Source organism: Bacillus sp. FJAT-27231 (genome assembly GCF_001183975.1).
Lineage (GTDB): Bacteria > Bacillota > Bacilli > Bacillales > Domibacillaceae > Pseudobacillus > Pseudobacillus wudalianchiensis.
Genome location: NZ_LFZU01000001.1, coordinates 1153646 through 1171823, shown reverse-complemented (window position 1 = coordinate 1171823; position 18178 = coordinate 1153646). Strand labels below are relative to the sequence as shown.

22 protein-coding genes are annotated in these 18178 nt (G+C 39.9%); 5 read left to right on the top strand and 17 right to left on the bottom strand.

Going from position 1 to position 18178, the window contains the following annotated elements; translation table 11 throughout:
- Positions 1-152: 152 nt before the first annotated feature.
- The gene (ylbJ, locus tag AC623_RS05580; RefSeq protein ID WP_156186998.1) at positions 153-1355 is read left to right on the top strand and encodes a sporulation integral membrane protein YlbJ; all 1203 of its coding nucleotides are present in this window, start codon (positions 153-155) and stop codon (positions 1353-1355) included.
- Positions 1356-1506: 151 nt separating this feature from the next.
- Here the strand turns inward: ylbJ and AC623_RS05575 are convergent, their stop codons facing one another.
- From AC623_RS05575 to AC623_RS05560, 4 genes are all read right to left on the bottom strand, one after another.
- Positions 1507-2001 carry a DUF4825 domain-containing protein gene (locus AC623_RS05575; RefSeq protein ID WP_049661355.1) on the bottom strand — a complete coding sequence of 165 codons (495 nt, stop codon included), beginning with the start codon at positions 1999-2001 and terminating at the stop codon, positions 1507-1509.
- A gap of 117 nt (positions 2002-2118) precedes the next feature.
- Complete coding sequence (gene coaD / locus AC623_RS05570) at positions 2119-2601, bottom strand: pantetheine-phosphate adenylyltransferase (RefSeq protein ID WP_049661353.1); 483 nt, start codon at positions 2599-2601, stop codon at positions 2119-2121.
- A gap of 13 nt (positions 2602-2614) precedes the next feature.
- Positions 2615-3172 carry a 16S rRNA (guanine(966)-N(2))-methyltransferase RsmD gene (gene rsmD, locus AC623_RS05565; RefSeq protein WP_049661351.1) on the bottom strand — a complete coding sequence of 186 codons (558 nt, stop codon included), beginning with the start codon at positions 3170-3172 and terminating at the stop codon, positions 2615-2617.
- Positions 3173-3456: 284 nt separating this feature from the next.
- Entirely contained in the window at positions 3457-4866 is a 1410-nt protein-coding gene (locus AC623_RS05560) for a stalk domain-containing protein (protein ID WP_049661348.1), read from the bottom strand.
- Positions 4867-5053: 187 nt separating this feature from the next.
- On the opposite strand from AC623_RS05560, the gene AC623_RS05555 reads away from it, so the two are divergent.
- Positions 5054-5446, top strand: coding sequence for a DUF7147 family protein (locus tag AC623_RS05555; RefSeq protein WP_049661347.1), 393 nt, complete (start codon positions 5054-5056; stop codon positions 5444-5446).
- Positions 5447-5572: 126 nt separating this feature from the next.
- Here AC623_RS05555 and AC623_RS05550 read toward each other — a convergent pair whose 3' ends face one another.
- From AC623_RS05550 to ylbD, 5 genes are all read right to left on the bottom strand, one after another.
- Positions 5573-5848: a YlbG family protein gene (locus AC623_RS05550; protein ID WP_049661345.1), complete on the bottom strand. Its 276-nt coding sequence runs from the start codon at positions 5846-5848 to the stop codon at positions 5573-5575.
- Between the two features lie 136 nt (positions 5849-5984).
- Complete coding sequence (locus AC623_RS05545; protein ID WP_049661343.1) at positions 5985-6449, bottom strand: YlbF family regulator; 465 nt, start codon at positions 6447-6449, stop codon at positions 5985-5987.
- Between the two features lie 38 nt (positions 6450-6487).
- Positions 6488-6883 (bottom strand): hypothetical protein, encoded by a 396-nt coding sequence (locus AC623_RS05540; protein WP_049661342.1) that lies wholly within the window; start codon positions 6881-6883, stop codon positions 6488-6490.
- 44 nt (positions 6884-6927) lie between these two features.
- Positions 6928-7293 (bottom strand): YlbE-like family protein, encoded by a 366-nt coding sequence (locus AC623_RS20925; RefSeq protein WP_082174336.1) that lies wholly within the window; start codon positions 7291-7293, stop codon positions 6928-6930.
- 33 nt (positions 7294-7326) lie between these two features.
- Positions 7327-7659 (bottom strand): spore coat protein YlbD, encoded by a 333-nt coding sequence (gene ylbD / locus AC623_RS05530; protein ID WP_049661340.1) that lies wholly within the window; start codon positions 7657-7659, stop codon positions 7327-7329.
- 244 nt (positions 7660-7903) lie between these two features.
- On the opposite strand from ylbD, the gene AC623_RS05525 reads away from it, so the two are divergent.
- The gene (locus AC623_RS05525) at positions 7904-8386 is read left to right on the top strand and encodes a PaaI family thioesterase (RefSeq protein WP_049661339.1); all 483 of its coding nucleotides are present in this window, start codon (positions 7904-7906) and stop codon (positions 8384-8386) included.
- 38 nt (positions 8387-8424) lie between these two features.
- Here the strand turns inward: AC623_RS05525 and AC623_RS05520 are convergent, their stop codons facing one another.
- Positions 8425-9456 carry a CAP domain-containing protein gene (locus tag AC623_RS05520; RefSeq protein ID WP_053104190.1) on the bottom strand — a complete coding sequence of 344 codons (1032 nt, stop codon included), beginning with the start codon at positions 9454-9456 and terminating at the stop codon, positions 8425-8427.
- A 297-nt stretch (positions 9457-9753) separates the two neighbouring features.
- Here AC623_RS05520 and AC623_RS05515 point away from each other — a divergent pair, with 297 nt between their 5' ends.
- Positions 9754-10113 (top strand): YugN family protein, encoded by a 360-nt coding sequence (locus tag AC623_RS05515; protein ID WP_049661337.1) that lies wholly within the window; start codon positions 9754-9756, stop codon positions 10111-10113.
- A gap of 49 nt (positions 10114-10162) precedes the next feature.
- Here AC623_RS05515 and AC623_RS05510 read toward each other — a convergent pair whose 3' ends face one another.
- The 7 genes from AC623_RS05510 to cyoE all read right to left on the bottom strand — a co-directional run bounded on the left by AC623_RS05510 (position 10163) and on the right by cyoE (position 16819).
- On the bottom strand, positions 10163-10624 hold the full coding sequence (locus AC623_RS05510; RefSeq protein ID WP_049661335.1) for a DUF420 domain-containing protein: 462 nt from the start codon (positions 10622-10624) through the stop codon (positions 10163-10165).
- A gap of 153 nt (positions 10625-10777) precedes the next feature.
- Complete coding sequence (ctaG, locus tag AC623_RS05505) at positions 10778-11689, bottom strand: cytochrome c oxidase assembly factor CtaG (protein ID WP_049661333.1); 912 nt, start codon at positions 11687-11689, stop codon at positions 10778-10780.
- Between the two features lie 197 nt (positions 11690-11886).
- Positions 11887-12219 carry a cytochrome c oxidase subunit IVB gene (ctaF, locus tag AC623_RS05500; protein ID WP_049661332.1) on the bottom strand — a complete coding sequence of 111 codons (333 nt, stop codon included), beginning with the start codon at positions 12217-12219 and terminating at the stop codon, positions 11887-11889.
- A 3-nt stretch (positions 12220-12222) separates the two neighbouring features.
- Complete coding sequence (locus tag AC623_RS05495; protein ID WP_049661331.1) at positions 12223-12852, bottom strand: cytochrome (ubi)quinol oxidase subunit III; 630 nt, start codon at positions 12850-12852, stop codon at positions 12223-12225.
- Entirely contained in the window at positions 12852-14729 is a 1878-nt protein-coding gene (gene ctaD, locus AC623_RS05490; protein ID WP_049661329.1) for a cytochrome c oxidase subunit I, read from the bottom strand. Before ctaD ends, AC623_RS05495 begins: the two co-directional genes overlap by 1 nt.
- Positions 14730-14757: 28 nt before the next feature.
- Complete coding sequence (gene coxB / locus AC623_RS05485; RefSeq protein ID WP_049661327.1) at positions 14758-15843, bottom strand: cytochrome c oxidase subunit II; 1086 nt, start codon at positions 15841-15843, stop codon at positions 14758-14760.
- A gap of 88 nt (positions 15844-15931) precedes the next feature.
- Positions 15932-16819, bottom strand: coding sequence for a heme o synthase (cyoE, locus tag AC623_RS05480; protein ID WP_197091007.1), 888 nt, complete (start codon positions 16817-16819; stop codon positions 15932-15934).
- Positions 16820-17251: 432 nt separating this feature from the next.
- Here cyoE and AC623_RS05475 point away from each other — a divergent pair, with 432 nt between their 5' ends.
- The gene (locus AC623_RS05475) at positions 17252-18178 is read left to right on the top strand and encodes a COX15/CtaA family protein (protein WP_049661325.1); all 927 of its coding nucleotides are present in this window, start codon (positions 17252-17254) and stop codon (positions 18176-18178) included.

Here is an 18178-nt window from a genome sequence, read left to right as displayed (position 1 = left end):
CCGATTTGTATGAGTATATTGATTAAAAACAGGACAAGTTTCTTGATCAGTTCCAGACTCGCCTTTATCTGTCTATTAATGCTATTTTACCTGAAATAAAAAATGAATCCTAGAACAGAGCCTGGCTTTCGAAGAACAGGAGGTATGAATAGTTGACTTCTACTCAGGTAAAAACCATCCTTTTAGCCATGAGTGTGACCGCTTTTGCTATTTCATTAATTATCTTTCCCGAGATTTCATTTGAAGCATCCATTCGGGGAGTAAATATGTGGTGGGAAATTGTCTTTCCTTCGTTACTTCCTTTTTTTATTGTTTCTGAAATTATGATTGGACTTGGAGTCGTCAATTTCATCGGTGTCCTGCTCGAACCACTCATGCGTCCACTATTTCGAGTACCCGGAGCCGGCGGCTTCGTCTGGGCGATGGCTATGGCCTCTGGCTTTCCTTCCGGCGCCAAACTGGCCGCTCGGCTTCGTCAAAACGGGGAGTTGTCGCAGCTAGAAGCTGAACGTCTTATTTGCTTTACGAACTCATCTAATCCTCTCTTTATTTTTGGAGCCGTTTCAGTTGGATTTTTCTACAATTCTCATCTTGGTCTGCTGCTGGCGGCGGCCCACTATGGCGGGAATTTCTTTGTTGGTTTAACGATGAGGTTTTATGGATCAAAAAACGAAAAGAAAACGGAATCCGCGGCCTCCTTTTCGCTTCGTTCAGCTTTTTCTGCTATGCACAAAGCACGCAGCCAAGATCTGCGGCCCATCGGCAAACTAATGGGCGATGCCGTTCTTTCTTCTATTCATACTTTGCTCATGATCGGCGGGTTCATTATACTTTTTTCCGTGCTTAATAAAATTCTCTTTCACCTGAATATCACCTCTCTGCTTGCAGCTGGAGCAGCTAAAGTATTTTCACTGTTGCACTTGCCATCTGAACTTAGTATTCCATTTATTGCAGGCTTGTTTGAAATTACACTCGGCAGTCAAATGATCAGCCAGGTTCAGCCTTCTGACCTTATGGAGCAAGTGATTGTCGTGAGCTTTATTCTCGCATTTAGCGGTCTCAGCATACATGCGCAAGTAGCTAGTATTCTCGCTGATACAGATATTCGCTTTCGTCAATTTTTGTTCGCCCGCTTTCTACATGGCTTATATGCAGCTATTCTGGCGTTTCTATTATGGAAGCCAGTCTACGAACAATCCTTCATCCCTAGCAATGCCCAACCCGCTGTCCCAGTATTTCTTTACGAGAAAACGGTTTGGGAAAACTGGTTGTTTTATTTACAGCAAATTGGACCGATCTTCACCATTTCCATGTTAATCGCCTATCTATTCTTCTATGTAACTGCTAAAAAATAACCAAAAGGGAGTATCCTAAAAGCCGGTTTCCTTGGCTTTTAGGATACTCCCCTCTTATTTCTCTTTTATTTCGCCGTTCTATTGATAATTGTATCACCATTAGGAGAAAACCACCTATCACGACCTTTATCCTTTTTGCGAAACGAATACGCTATTCATTAAAGAACTGGTTCACTCCATTTTTATCTTTCAGATGCTCTTGTATGAATGCACTTAACTCTTCCTCATTAGTAAATTCTCTTACGTCTTTTCCATACCAGTTTTGCAATTCTGCTCTTGTTATTTTATATTCTTGTTCAATGAAATTAAATTTTACCCAATCTGCATTTTTAACTAATGCTAAGATAAATGTCGCATTATATAACGCTGTTTCTTCATCGTTTTTTTCTATTTCCTCGTTTGTTTCTTTATTTTGATAATTCACGATGATTCCGTAAGGCTCTTCTGTCGTTTTAAGCTCCAATCCACTTATATGTTCGCCTTGTGGGCTTGGCAGCTGTCTAGTAATATGGCCAACTGCGCCGTTATCTCCTACGTAGGAGTTTTTGAATTGAAACATGTCTTCTTTTTCGACACTTGAATGGCATCCATTTAAAAAAAGGAATATCGCAATCAAAAAGAAGATACCCTTTATCACTTTCCCCATTTTTATCTCCTTACATAAAAGAGTGCAGACAAACCCGATTGTGTCCCGTTTGTCTGCACTCTAAACTGCTGTCTATATCTATAGATGGCCAACCTATTATAAGATAAAACCTTTTCTTTATTTCATTCTTTTCTCTTTTAACGCTTTTTCAACAGCCGGCGGCACGAGATCGGAAATATCGGCGTTGTACTTTGCTACTTCCTTTACGATGCTGGAGCTAAGAAAGGAATACTGACTATTTGTCATCATGAAAAACGTTTCTAACTGATCATTCAGCACTCTGTTCATAGAAGTAATCTGCATCTCATATTCAAAGTCAGAAACAGCCCGCAAGCCCCGCAAAATCGCTTTCGCCTCTTTTTCTTTTGCATAATCCACAAGCAGTCCATGATAGCTGTCTACTTCGACATTTGGCAGATGTTTTGTTACTTCCCTAATTAGTTCTTTTCGTTCCTCAACCGAGAACAACGGCTTTTTAGATGAATTGCTTAATACAACCACGTAGACTTTATCAAAAATTTTAGCGCCTCTTTGAATAATGTCTAAATGTCCATTTGTAATCGGATCAAAGCTCCCCGGACAAACGGCAATGCTTGCCATCGGTACTCCCCCTTTATTCTTTCCCCCATTTAAAAATTGACACGCGGATAATGCCGTATGTTTCCATCCTTACTTGCTGGAGCCCGTCTATCTCTTCCGATAGAGTATCAGTGGAGCCATGTTCACATACGATAAATCCACTTTGTGCAAGCAGCTTCTGTTCAACAATCCGCTTTAATAATCGTTCCAACTGCTGTTTTTTATACGGAGGGTCCAAAAAGATGGCATCAAAAACAAGACCGCGCTTTGCAACTGCCTTTAACGCCCGCTCCGCATCATTCCTGTATACTTCACTTTGCTCTGAAAAACGGCAAGCCGCTAAATTAGACTTTATCGTCTGAATCGCTTTCATATCTTTGTCCACGAAAATCATTTTTGAGAAGCCTCTGCTCAATGCTTCTATCCCAAGCCCGCCGCTTCCGGCATAAAGATCAAGACCAAGTCCATCTGAAAAGTAAGGACCGATCATATTAAAGATTGCTTCTTTCACTTTATCAGTTGTAGGCCGGGTGCTGTTTCCTGGAACAGCCTTTAATGGAATGCCTTTTTGCGTTCCTGATATTACTCTCATGTATATTCACCATTTACTAAGATTTTCTTTCTCATGTTACCACAACTTATTAGAGGAATCCAACGGGTTTCTTTTATATTATGCTGGATAATTTCTTACTAAATAACGTTTAAAACTTCTTGAAATGGTTCATACTACTAATAACAACATCACTCGGGATGTTGTCGATCACGGAGAAGACTTATATTCCCCATGAGTTCTTTCTCCAGTTTCTCCTCTCCCTTTGCCTTCTGTCTGATATAGACATAGAAGGGCCCTGCTGAACTATTCAGCAGGGCATTTTTTTATAGGTCAAGATCTAATACATTTATCGTCTTTTCACTTTGTACTGCTACTAAAAAGATTTTTTGCAGCCATTTTTGATTCATATAAAGTTGGCCGTTATAGGTTTGCAAAGCTTTTTCATACAGGCCATATCTTTCGTCATTTAGAATAAAACGATTTTGTAGAGGGTAAAAGTAATACGTATTATATTCCCGGCGAACGAGCAATGAGTTTCCGTCTGTGACTTTCTTTACTTCGTAGCCAAGTGCCTGTAATGTCTCATTAAAAGGAAAGAACAATTGACCGTTTTGGCTAACCGGCCGTATCTCTGTTTTTTTTCCGTTTATTATGACTTGGCGCGATTCATAAAAAACCAATGGCTGAAATGGATCATTTTCGTTTTTATTGCTTACAAAAAAATTCGTATCCAGCCCCTTCACTGCAGAAAGCTTGCGGTCTAACTGTTCTGCTGTAATCGATTCTTTTATTAATCCCACAAGAAGCTGCTTCCATTCAGTTCTTTCTCTCTCGTTCAATTGCTCATTTAACCGATTGTACATCATCTTTATCTTTTCAGAACCCGTTGGACGTCCGAGCTTATAAGAAACAATTAGCTGCCCGAGCCACTCTTCTCCTTCTTGAAAGCGATAGCCATCTAGCACTACTTCTGTAACAAAACGCTCCGTCAACCGGGAAAGCTGTTCGTTGTTTTTTACTACTACTAACCGATCTGACACGAAAGCAGGATATTCAGCTGTAAAAATAATCGCAGTCCGATCAGTCAACGCTTCCCGAAGAAGTTCCAGTTGCTGATCGTTTATAACATTTTTCGATTCTCCATACACATCCAGTTTTTCTTTTGATTCCAGCTGTGTTAAAGGTTTTAATTGCCAGTATAACGAACCCGGCTGCCCTTTTCCTTGAAATAGATAATAATCAATTAAATCTAATTTTTTTACCTTTGGCGGACCTAAACTTGAGAACCACATGCCTTTTCTAATTTTTTTCTCTGTAAAATGAATGATCGTATGTTCTACCGTTGCTTCTTTTATTTTAATCGCCCAATCGGATAAAACAAAAGCTGTTTGAAAAGAAGGCATTTTTATGGAGTACATAATAGACATGGTTTCGCCCGATGGAACGATAGAAACACTTTGCCCTCTAAAAGAACATGTGCCTTCATTCTTGTCGCAGGACGCCTGTAAAGCTGCCGCTGGCATAATGACAGATAAAGGCTCTTCAGCTTCCAAGCCTGTAAAGGTATGCTTGACAAAAAGACCTGCTTCACTATGTTCTATATGGACTTCCTGGTCCACCTTTATCTCTCGAGAAGCTTTAGACGCTTTTTCATAACCTATCCATTGAATAAGCAATATAGCACCGCACACCACTATTAAAAAGAAAATAAAAAAAACTGATTTTTTAAGCATAGAATTCTCGCCTTCTCTAGTCAATTCAACCCAATTATAAGATAGAGCATTTGACCTGTAAATAGACGAAAATTTACACTTTTATGTATATTGCTCGTATAATCGTTCTTTGCTTGAGCTTCTTCCGTAGTAACGATACAATAAAAATGCTTTTATAAGACTCTTTTACAGAAAAGGAGGGTTTACTATGATTCAGCGGTTCATCGAACTTGGAGAGGGATACTCAGACATATACGAACTTGTGGAAATTGCCCGTAACAATCCGCATCGCCTTACTCACATGATTGCTTTTCACTCATCAGCAGGTGATCGCTCTATGACTTCACTGGCGATTGTACTTTCACCAACAGACCCAGGAGAGTTTCAACCTATTTACATATGCCGTGAAGGAATTCCCTATCCTCACCGCACACCAAATAAGCGTTTTGACTTATTCAAAGAAACAGCTGAAGTTTTAAACCGTCCCATTATTGAAATGGACGTCAAGCCATCTTCTGCCTTTACAGAAACCGAGCTATATTTTCAATATTTAATCGGCATTCTCCGGCTCAATCACCTTCTAGCACCTTTAGGCAGGTAAAACAAACGGCTGTTTTCGTAAACTTTGTGGCTCGTTAATCTAAAAAAGCATTGCTGTAACGGCTTGGCTTGCCTTCTCAGCAAGTGAAAGAACCAAACAAAAAAGCAGGGGAGAATTCCCTGCTTTTTATACACCAATTTTATAATCGTATTCTTTCGCTTTATCAGGTTTAGAGTTTTCATACTCTGTTTTAAGAAACGGCTTAAAAGACGGCTCTACTTTCTTAACAAACGATAGTGACTGCAGTTTCCCCATGACTTCTTCAAGCTCGTTCTGATTACAATACACAACCGCATATTTCATGCGTTTTGATACATAGTGAACATTCCCATATTTTCGCAACGATTTCGCTGGCTTTGTGTTATGGAGCCAGACAATAACAGCTTGTCGATCAATAAACATAATATCTCCCTCTGAATCAATGTTATAAAAGCGCAAAAAGGTTTGATCGGCATGATCTTAAATAGAAGGACGCCAGCTCTCGTTTTGAAACAGCTCACGTCCCTTTATCAGTAGAGTCTTCAGCCACGCTGATATTTTAAGCTGAGCAACCGCAGCTCGAACCCGATCCACAGCCCCCGCCACAGCTTGACCCCGTTGAAAAAAATGGATTGCCCGTCGGCACTTTAATTCCTTCTGAAACTGCCCGGCCAATAATAACGCTGATCTCATCAAGCAACCTCTGCAGCTCGTTTTCAGCTACTCGAAAAGCGGCGACATTTTCATCTAAATCCATTTCCCTTTTCGCTTCCCTTACTTCCTTCATTACCCTGCTGTAGTCTGGATGATAACGTCCGAACCGCTGCACTTCTTCATATTGCTCCTTCAGTCGGCTAAAACGACGAATCTTTTCTTTCGTGACAGGGTTTGTATATAAAAGAAAGTAGCACGACTGATAGTTTTGGGCAACATCTGATTCGAGAATCTTCCGTGCAAGCCCTTCAGCCTGTTCTACTGTTTTAATTTTTTCAATTGTAGCTGTAAGCAAATAGCCCACCTCCATTCCCCTATTTTAACATATTATTTCACAAATAAAACTATTTACGGGATGGATACAAAAAACGTTTTTTCATATCCGAGCGAGCGGTTATGCCGATCAACTAATTTAATATCTATTTGATGACGTCCTGGATCCAGCCCTTTTACAATAAAAGCAGCTGTGTGGTAGGTGTTGTAATGCTTGCCATTCACATAAACAGCTACCTGGCCCTTTTTATGTGAATTTGTCCCATTATTTGAAAAAGAAACACCTGGCACGATTAATTCTACAAATACATTTTCTCCTCTCAATAAATGCTTGACAGTCCAACCTTTTTCAGCCGCCTGCACCTCTGCTTCACTCGAGGAAGCAGAGGGTGAAAATGTCTCTGGCTCCGGGACATTCGTTCTACATCCTGCTACAGCGAATACTGCCAATATCGCAATTAACCACTTCATTGCCCACACTCCTTTTCGGATAGTGTGTGCAAAATCAAGATATTTTATTGCTCATTTTCAGTCGTTTCTCCTGTCTGTTCCTCTGTCTCAGGTGCTGCTTCAGAAGACGCCTCTGTTGTTGATTCAGAAGCTGTCTCTGTTGTTGATTCAGATTGCTGTGCCGCTTCAGTTGCCGGTTGGGAAAATTGGGATTGCATCATATACATTAAGGCAGAAGCCATTTGCAAACTATCATTAAAGCGGCCCAAACGATCAGGAAAGGTCTTCTTATAAAACTGTAGACTAGCCTTTTGAAATGTTTCTATTTGATAAGGATCACGGCTTAATAAGCGATACCAGGATGGTTCTTTCCGCAAATAATTAAGCCATTCTTTATTCTTCCTTATCATCTCCATGATTTCCTGTCTCATCATATCCCTCCACTTAAAAAGTAATTCCATTCTCTATGTGTTCTTTTTTTGATTTTGCTCCGCTAAATCGGCTAAATAAATTTGGGCCATTTCTAACATTCCTTGCACATCTGCTAAAATGCTATCCCATTTCATCCCTTCAAATAGAGACAAGACCTTTGTTAATTTCATTGACCAATCCTCTGTCTGAAAATCAGTCTTCCGCTCTTTGCTGCTCTCATTCTCTTTCGCTAGCTCTACATCCCCAGATTCATGCCATTTTTCAAAAAGAGCCTGTAATGTCGTTCGCCGCTCTCGCACTGCTCGTTTCAAGTCTGGCCTTCCATCCATAAATACTTTAAATTCTTTTACCTTTGGATGTAACAACTTATTTTCACCCCGTATCTCCGCCCAACTAATTACTACTAATACATTATGGAACAACAGACGAAAAGTGAAAAAATGTTTCCGCTCTTAAAAAATGGTATGATAAGAAAAATGAAAACTACTTGTTCAGCATGAGGAAAAGTTTTTAAAGATTGGCCCGATCAGCTGGCCTTCATACCTGAACAAAAAAGCAAGACAACCTAGATGAAAGACTTAGCGAGGAGAGGAAGGGAAGGATCTTTACATGAAGGATAGAATCTATTCATTAATAGAAAAAAGTATTCAACAGGCAGATGAGACAGAACTAAAAGTGTTAGAGCAAATGTTAGAAGGCTATTTGGAGAAAGTCGAGGGAAAAGGGACTTACATTGGGCGGTTATTACAACTAAATAGAATTACTGGGGAAAACGAATGTGAAGTTCACATGCCTATTACCGATTTAACGAACAATTCTCTCCACATTGTACACGGAGGCGTAACAGCTACAGCACTAGACTCAGCCATGGGCTCAGCGGCATACACGGCTACCCCTGAAGGCTATGCAACCGTTACGTCCAATCTAAATATTCATTATATTGCACCTGGAAAAGGTGACCAACTAACGGTAAAAGCCCGAGTAATACATAAAGGCTCAAAAACGATCGTCGTTGAAGGAGAAGCGTTAAGAGAGGATGGAAAGAAAGTAGCCCACGCTACCGGCACTTTTTTCCTCATAAAAAGAAAATAATTAAAAAGCAGCTGTTTGTCAAAACGGCTGCTTTCAGTTTACTTGGCGATGAAATTTTGTGTGTAATATTTTTGATAAACGCCTACACCTAAGAAAGTGAACTCTTTTTCCAATAAGGCTTCACGGTGACTTTCAGAATTTAGCCAGCCTTCGACAGCAGCCGGTCCATCTGTATAATTAGCGGCTATATTTTCCCCGGCAAGCTGATACGTAATCCCAGCCTTTGTCAGCCGGTCTCCCAAGTCGCCGGCGGAAGGGGATTCGTGAGCAAAATATTGCTTCTCATACATCTCTTTACTATGCTGCTTTGCTACTTGTGCCGTTTCTGAATCCCATGCTAGCGTTCCTACGTTATGCTTTTCTCTTATAATGTTTGTGAGATCAACTATTTGCTTCTCGCTTCCCTCTTCAATTTGCTGCCATACAGAATCAGATAGCTCTGGATCAGCTGGCAGTTCGCCACGGTACACCATCTCATATGGCCGTTGTTTAATTAAATAGTCTTTCGTTAAATAGCGAACGCTGGACAATGTACCAGAGAATTTATCAATATATAATTGCGCATATACGTCTCCGACCCTGACAACCGGTCTCATATTAAAATCTTCTTCCGATAATTCAAACCGATACGTACCGGAGTCATTCTTAACGAGTATATCCATGCCAAGATCGTACGTTTGAAAAAGCTCTTTAGCTGGCTGTTCAATTTTAAATGGAGAAACGTCCGTTTCACCTGCTGCATACGCCGTGACGACTCGGTTATTTTCCACGCCAAATTGGACATACTGCTGATCACCTTTGTAAATCCACCACTCGTATCCATAAGCAGATGGATCCTTTCGAATCGGCTCACCCATCGCCTTTCTAAGCAACCCTGCTTCCTTGCCAATATAAAGCCCAGCACCGGTTTTTGGCTTTTCGGCAGTCGGAACTGGTTTATTCATATCCTCTAGGTCTTTTTCTACATTCATATCATCTTTTGCAGGATTGGATGTAGCAGAATTGTGTAAAATATCATTTTCTTCTCTTGCCTGGTTGAAATATATTCCCCCTATTAAAATGATGGACATAACCACCAGGATTCTGATAACTGATCGCAGAAAACTCCCCCCTTTACCCCCATATACAGACACTGTTGCCTTATATTAATCACATTATAACACTATGCCTGCCTCGTATCACATCACGTAAAAAGATTCTCTCATTTTTATAGTTATTCAAGAAGTTACTATAATGGAAAAGATTTGTTTGTTTCTCTTCAACTCATTGCAAGAAATGCTTTTTTCGACTATTATTATTATGGAGTGATAGACAAAAGGCGCGGAATGATATTAGAGTTACGCTAAGATATTCAGGAGGGATTTTTCATGAAATTTGAAAATACGGGTCTAGAAAATTTACGAATTGACTTTGGCCGTCTGAACTATATTTGTAAGACACACAAGTTGGTTCTTGCTGGACAATGGGATTATGAGCGGGTAACATTTGACCGCAAATTTGATCTAAAAGAAGGTACATACTATTTACGCGTTTTCGGATATGCTGTTGAAGGCGATGTAGGCTCTTCAGACGCTACTATCCAATTGATGACTCCTATATTAGGCAAATATTATTACCCACATGGTGTAGAATATGGAGAAGATGAGAACTTCCCATCCTCGTTAGTGGAGACATGCGAAAAGCTTTTAGCGGACCTTAAAAACGAAGTAGAACAATTTACATTTTAATTATTGAAAAAAGCGCATGAGCAGCTCATGCGCTTTTTCGTTCTTATCATTAAAAGCCAAGAATCGCTTTAATAACAGAGGTAGTTTCTCCGCCTTTATAAAATACGTAAAGAAGTAAATAAACAGCTACTCCAGTAATAGCGGTGAAGAACCAAATAATACTCGTAACTGGCCCTAATTTTCTATGTTTTTCTAAATTATTCTTTAGTCCTAAAATAATCGTCATAATGCCTAAAACTGCTCCAACCGTGGCTAGCGTAATATGAAAAATTAAGAAGATGGTATAATAAATTTTAATATCTTCTGGCCCGCCAAAGGCAGTATTGCCAATAAAGACCGTTCGACTAGCATAAATAACAAAGAAAATAACAGCGAACACAGCGGCGAGGAGCATCGTTTTTTTGTGCTGCTCGATTTTTCTTTGTTTTATCTGCGCCCAACCAATCGCAACAGTAATGGCGCTTAATACAATAAATGATGTACTAATTGTGGGTAAAATAGGTAGTGACATCTTTGTTCCTCTCTCCCATTTATAATCCGTCTAGATATTGTGCAGGAAAAGGAAATGAATAGCCAGGTTGTTGACAAACATCTTCATTCAACCCAATAGTGTACAAAGCAGACTTTGCCTACAAAAAGTAATACGTTCATTTCCAGTTCCGTCTTACTTCGTATAATCTGCTTGTTGCTGCATCATTGCAGAGGCACTCATTTCCTCAGTCTCTTGTTGGTCTTTACGAACCCATTCAAAAAATACAAAAGCAAGCATACAACCGTAGACGATCTCTTGGATGATTTTCATGATGACCCCTCCAAGCTGCTGATCTTCCATAACCGGCATACTTGAAAACAGTTCGGGACCGCTTAGATTTAATCCTTGTAACGTAGACGTTGGCACGCACAATTCCATCGCCTGGAGCCAAGTACTTGCATCGCTGAAGGTAGCATATACTGGTGTAGAAGCGAATATAATCAAACCGCAGGCAGGTGTTAATAAAACCCCATCGGCAAAAATATACCCTACTTTTTTGAGTCCGCTCAGTTTTCTTCCTTCTGGCATATCATTCACTAATGGCCACCACATAAAAAGGGCAAAAACGAACAATCCAACCGTATAAAGACTGTGAAGAAGCATGCTCATTTTAATATAGTCAAAAACGATCGGCAAATGATAAATCGAAAACAGCCCATTAAACAAAACCAAAGCGATTAATGGCTTCGTAAAGAAATTAAACACTGGTTTAACGGTGCGATGATCGATGATTTTTTTCCACACCCACCAAGGAAGCCCTCTTAAGAATAAGGGTGCTACAATTAAGTACAGAACAGCCATTTGAATCATGTGGTAGGTAAACATAATGTGGCCAAGCAAATCAATTGGCGAGCCTTTCACTGCATATAAAACCACCATGGCTGTCACAAATAAAGCTGCCTGATGTTTTTTTAATGGTTCACTGCCTTCAAATTTACTTCTCCATTTCGTCGTTCCTAAAAAGTAAAAAACAGTCAACACTATTAACAGAGACAGAAAATAAGGACTCCATAGTGCCTGAAATCCAAAAATGCTAATTGGCATTTTCTTTCACCTCGATATTATTTTCAATGCCCTGCCTTCATTATAACGTTCCCCTTTTCCTCTAGCAATGATATGAATTGACAAGTTCATGACAACATACAGTGTATCATTCTCATTACACAAAAAAGCCGGTTCTTAGAAGAGAACCGGCTTTTTTGCGTAATGATAAAATGTGTACATTTAAAATGAACAGGCTATTACCACCAAATAATTGTCATGAAAGCTAATACAGTTACGAAAGCTACTGTAATTCCCGACCATAAAAACAAGGAAGGTGCTTCATGACCTTTATCACTCATATGCATGAAGTAATAAAGCTGGAATCCCACTTGTACTACTGCAAGCAATAAAATAAATGGTACAACAAACCATTTTGAGAAGTCTGCGGCTACTGCTACAAAAGAAACGACCGTAAAGAAGATCATTAAAGTAAATGTCGCTACTTGAATTCTCATGCCTTCTGCGTTTTTCTTGCGGCGGTAATCATAATTGAGTCTTGGGTTGTTTGAATTCGATTGATTATTTACCATCAATTATCCCACCATTCCCATTAAGTATACTACCGTAAAGATAAATACCCATACGACGTCGATAAAGTGCCAGTAAAGGCTCGCTAAATAGAATTTAGGCGCGTTGTAAAGGTTTAATCCGCGGCCTGCATTTCGAATCATTAACAAAGTGATCCAGACTAGCCCAAAAGCGACGTGAGCACCGTGGAAACCCGTTAATGTGTAAAAAGCGGAACCAAATGCACTGCTAGTAAACGTATGGTTGTATTCAGTGTAGTAATGATGAAACTCATAAAGTTCACAGCCTAAGAAACCAAGACCAAGAATTACAGTAATTAACAGCCAAAGCTGCATCTTCTTAAAGCTGTAGTTTTTCATATGGTACATGGCGAATACGCTTGTTAACGAACTTGTTAATAAGAGCATTGTCATTACGAATACTAGCGGAAGTTCAAATAAGTCTTTTGCCAGCATATGATCCGGGCTTGGCACCTTATCTTTTAATGCAATGTAAGTAGCGAAGAGAGAGGCGAACAATACCGTCTCTCCGCCTAAGAATAACCAAAAACCTAAAAATTTATTTTTACCTTCAAGTGTTGCTTTTTCAGGTGATTCAGGCCATGTTTGGGGTGTGAATTTTTCTTCAGCTTGCATTATGCCTTAACCCCCTTATCTTCATTATCATCATCCATTAAATCTTCTTTATGAATATGGAACCCATGGTCATCTTTAAGTGAACGATAGATCATGGAGCCAAACGTGATAGCTAAGCCGCCAATTAAGACTGGAATCGCCCATGCCTTATCATCTACATGATACATAGCTCCAAAAGCAGCAATGAATAGACCAAGAGAAATAACAAATGGCGTGAATGAACCATTTGGCATGTGGATGTCACCGATTGGTTCAGCTGGAGTCAACGTTGTCTTTCCTTCCATCTTCTCTAACCAGTATGCATCGAGTCCACGTACAAGCGGCAGCTGCTTAAAGTTGTAGAATGGAGGTGGTGAAGGAATCGCCCACTCTAGTGTACGGCCATCTCCCCATGGATCGTTGCCGACTCTTTCATTCTTAACAGATGTAATAACTACGTTCAATAGCAACAGAATAACTCCTACCGCCATGAAAGCCGCCCCAATTGAACTAATTAAGTTACCTGCATCAAGTCCTTGACCTGGAAGGAAAGTCCAAACACGGCGAGGCATCCCCATTAAACCAAGGAAATGCTGTATAAAGAATGTTAAATGGAAACCAATAAAGAAAAAGATGAAAGTAAATTTCCCAATTTTTTCACTTAACATTGTTCCAAACATTTTTGGCCAGTAGAAATGTACACCGGCTAACAAAGCAAATACTACTCCGCCAACGATAACGTAGTGGAAATGGGCAACAATGAAATAAGTATCATGATATTGATAGTCTGCTGGCGCTACAGCCTGCATAATACCAGTTACCCCACCGGCTACGAAAGACGGAATAAAGGCAACCGCATAAATCATTGGTACGGTAAATTTAATGCTTCCTCCCCAGATTGTAAGGAGCCAGTTAAAGATTTTAATCCCTGTAGGTACAGCAATTGCCATTGTAGCAACTGCGAAAATAGCATTCGCTACTGGGCCAAGTCCCACAGTAAACATATGGTGAGCCCAAACCATGAATCCTAGAAAACCAATTAATACTGTTGCAAACACCATGGACGAATACCCGAATAAACGTTTTCTCGAGAATGTTGAGAAAATTTCCGAGAAAATACCGAAAGCCGGTAAAATCAAAATATATACCTCTGGGTGTCCAAAGATCCAGAAGAAGTGCTCCCAGATAATTGTATTACCACCTGCTGCTACATTAAAGAAGTTAGCGCCGAACATACGGTCAAACGATAACATAAAAATTGAAGCAGTAAGTGGAGGGAATGCGAATAAAATTAATGCTGAAGCTACAAAAGTTGTCCATGTGAACAAAGGCATTCTCATATACGTCATACCAGGCGCACGCATGTTAATGATTGTAACGAGGAAGTTAATCCCTCCCATTAACGTACCAAAACCTGAAATCTGTAGACCTAAAGCATAAAAGTCAATTCCATGGCCTTCCGAAGCGAGCGATAACGAGGCATAAGAAGTCCAGCCTGCATCAGGCGCACCACCTAGGAACCACGATAAGTTTAAAAATAATCCTCCGAAGAAAAACAACCAAAAACCAAGTGCGTTAACAAATGGGAACGCTACGTCACGCGCTCCAATTTGCAACGGCATAACGGCATTCATAAAACCAAGCAGCAAAGGCATTGCTGCCAAGAAAATCATTGTTGTACCGTGCATAGTAAGCAATTCATTATATAAACCCGCGCTGACAAAGTCATTGTTTGGCACAGCCAACTGAGCCCGGATCATCATTGCTTCTATACCGCCCATTAGGAAAAAGATTCCACCCGCGATTAAATAGAGAATCGCAATTTTCTTATGGTCGACTGTTGTTAAATAGTCCCAGATCGTACTTGCGAAACCTCGTTTTTGTGCAATGGTACTCAACGGTTTTACCTCCTTCTTTTTCTAATCCTTATTGTTCTTCTACTTTCAAGCTCATTAAGTATGCTGCTAATTGATCAAGTTCTTGTTCATTCAATTGCTTATAAGTACCTGACATCTTATTGCCTGGTTTATACTTTTCAGGATCACGAATCCAGTTTTTCAACTCTTCTTCGTTATGGTCTAATATACCAGCAACGCGTGAACGCTCACCAAATGTTGCTAAGTTTGGAGCAAGTCTTGCTTGTTCTGGACGTGCATCATCTGGACTTACTGCGTGACAGCTTAAGCAGTTTTGCTCAAATAGTTTTTGTCCTTGTGCAGCAGCTGTATCGGTTGGAGTTGCTGCTTTAGCAGACTGCATAGCGCTTAACCACTTTTTAAAGTCATCTTGTGATTTTGTTTCTACTTTAAAGTCCATTAAAGCATGAGATGGTCCGCAAAGCTCAGCACATTTCCCATAAAACAAATTGTTAGCTTCTTGTGCTTTGGCGCCGTCAAATTCCAGCCAGAATTTGTTTACGTTATCTGTGTTCGTATCCATCTTCCCACCTGCAGCAGGAATCCAGAATGAATGCTTTACGTCGGATGAAATTAAATTAAAATATACCTTTTGATCTGTTGGAACGACTAATTCCTGAGACGTGATGACCTTATAGTCAGGATATTCAAACTCCCACCAGTAAAGGTTGGCACGTACATTTACGACAAGTGCATCACGCACCCCATCCTTATTTGGTTTTTTATCCATTTCCTTTACATTAGCTTGTTCAAACGTAGCCGCAACAGTCGGCACAGCAAGGATCAGCAAAAGGATAATAGGAATAACTGTCCAAATAATTTCGAGCAAATGGCTTCCTTCCACTTGCTTAGGAATTTTGTTTTCCTCGCCTTTTTTACGACGGAAGCGAGTAATGGCAAGAACGAAAATAACAGTAACTACAGCAATAACTAATACCATGATGATTGTGCTTAGAATCATCAGATCATATTGCTGTTTAGCCACTGCGCCGGCAGGTTTGAGTGTGGAAAGGAATGGTTCACCACAGCCCGACAACACGAGTGCCAACACAGCAAAGACTGATAAAAGACGCCATTTAGTTAGCCTATCTTTCATAGCTTAATTAAACCCCTCTTTCTTGTGAATTTCTGCAGCGTTATGAGCTTATATATGGATTTCTTTAGCAAGAAAGAATTCCTGTGAATTAAATAACAGTAAAAATAACCATCGCTACGAACAGGACAGTTAAATACTGTAATGAATAAATAAACATTAGCTTTGCCCATTTAAGGTCATCTTTCAATTTATACCCAGATAATCCAAGAGCAAGCCAGCCTATATTTAAAACTGTCGCTAACACGACAAAGGCAGTGCCCAGTGATGTCATAAAAAATGGCAGCGGCAAGAGAGCCAATACCCAAATAATCATATGACGTTTTGTAGAAGCAAACCCTTTCACAACCGGCAGCATTGGAATACCAGCCGTTCTATATTCTTCACAGCGTCTCATAGCCAGCGCATAAAAATGTGGAGGCTGCCAAATAAACATAATTAAAAATAACATCCAAGCAACAATGTCTAGACTAGGGTCGATAGCAGCCCAGCCGATTAACGGAGGCACAGCACCTGAAATACTTCCTACCACCGTATTGCTTACATGCCGGCGTTTAGACCACATGGAATAAACTACTACGTAGCTAAATACTCCAATTAAACCAATGACACCAGCTGTAAATGTTGTTAGAAACAAAAATGCTGTTCCAATAATGATGAAAGCGAGACCAATTGTCATTACTTTTGGATAGCTTATCTTCCCTGTGACTGTAGGACGCCCTTTCGTTCTCTCCATAAGCGGGTCAATATCCCGGTCAATAAAGTTATTTAAACTGGCAGACCCCGCAATGATTAGAGACGATCCAATCAGCGTGTAAAAGATGGTATCCAACTGAGTTAGAAAGTGCAAGCCGTTAAAAACGATCGCCAGCCATAATCCTGTGAAAATAGTAATCAAGTTGGAATTAACGATTCCGATTTTGATTAATGCCAGAAAATCCTTCATAGCTGTTGTTTCTGGAAGTTCAGTTTTCCCCATCGTTGTTGTGGCACGTGACACCTTTTTCCCCCCTCTCATAAAAACAAGCGGTCTGTCTTTTTGAATAAATAGTGGAGTTCTATTCTCCTTTGCCAAGCCGTACTCACGCTCAAAAACCACTGTTCATCCATATTAAATCATATCGGCTTGTTTTTTTGTGAATACATAATGAACTAATTATGTCGAATTTGTGTCCACTGAACAAGTGCTATTCCTATAGATTTAGTTTTATAGGATAATGAAAATATGAGAACCTTAAAAGCTTGTTCAGACAGGCTTTGGAAGAAATCAACTTAACCATATCTTCTATGTATAAGCATAACATTTCCAAATAATTTTACAAGTTGTCTTTTTTTCTCATTTTCTGTATTATCGAGAAGATGAACTCTTTCTGTAATCCCCTTTTGCATTATAAATAAGTAGGTGAAAAACATGCAACGCTCTTTAAAATGGCTAGCGGTTTTGACAACGTTCGTCATGCTTCTTGTCTTGCTAGGCGGTGCTTTAGTGACAAAAACCGACTCCGGACTTGGATGTGGAAATGAATGGCCGCTATGCCACGGGCAGTTAATTCCTGATGATATTACGATAGAAACGATTATCGAGTTATCACATCGGGTTGTCTCCGGCGTTGCCGGCTTGCTTGTAGCTGCCTTATCTATTCTATCCTGGCGGCTGATCGGGCATAAGCGGGAAACGAAATTCTTAGCTGTCATGTCTATATTTTTTTTAATAGCACAGGCTTTGATTGGAGCAGCTGCCGTTAAATGGGGACAAAGTGACTTTGTTCTCGCTCTTCATTTTGGCATCTCGCTCATCTCGTTTGCGGCAGTATTGCTTTTGACTCTTTTAATTTTCGAAGTTGATCAAAAGTTCGATGCTTCCTCGTTAATTATTGACAAGCGAATGAAATGGCATACTATCGGTATCACACTTTACAGCTATTTAGTCGTCTATACAGGGGCTCTTGTACGGCATACGAATGCCAGTTTAACTTGTGTGGATTGGCCTTTTTGCTCGAACAGCAATCCATTTCTTCCATTGAACCCCTATCAGTGGATTCAAATGGGCCATCGTCTCGCCGCTGGTCTTATCTTCTTGTGGATTTTATATACTACTATCCTTGCGGTCAAACATTATAAACAGCAGCGAGTCATTTATTGGGGATGGATTTTAGCTTGTTCGCTTGTTTCTTTACAAGTTATATCAGGCGCTACGATTATTTTTACTAAACTTAATCTTTACATAGCGTTAGCCCACGCTCTATTTATTTCTTGTCTCTTCGGCTTACTGTGTTATTTTATTCTTCTTATTTCTAGAAGCAAAACAAATGCTAACTCGATCTCAAAAGTCTCATAA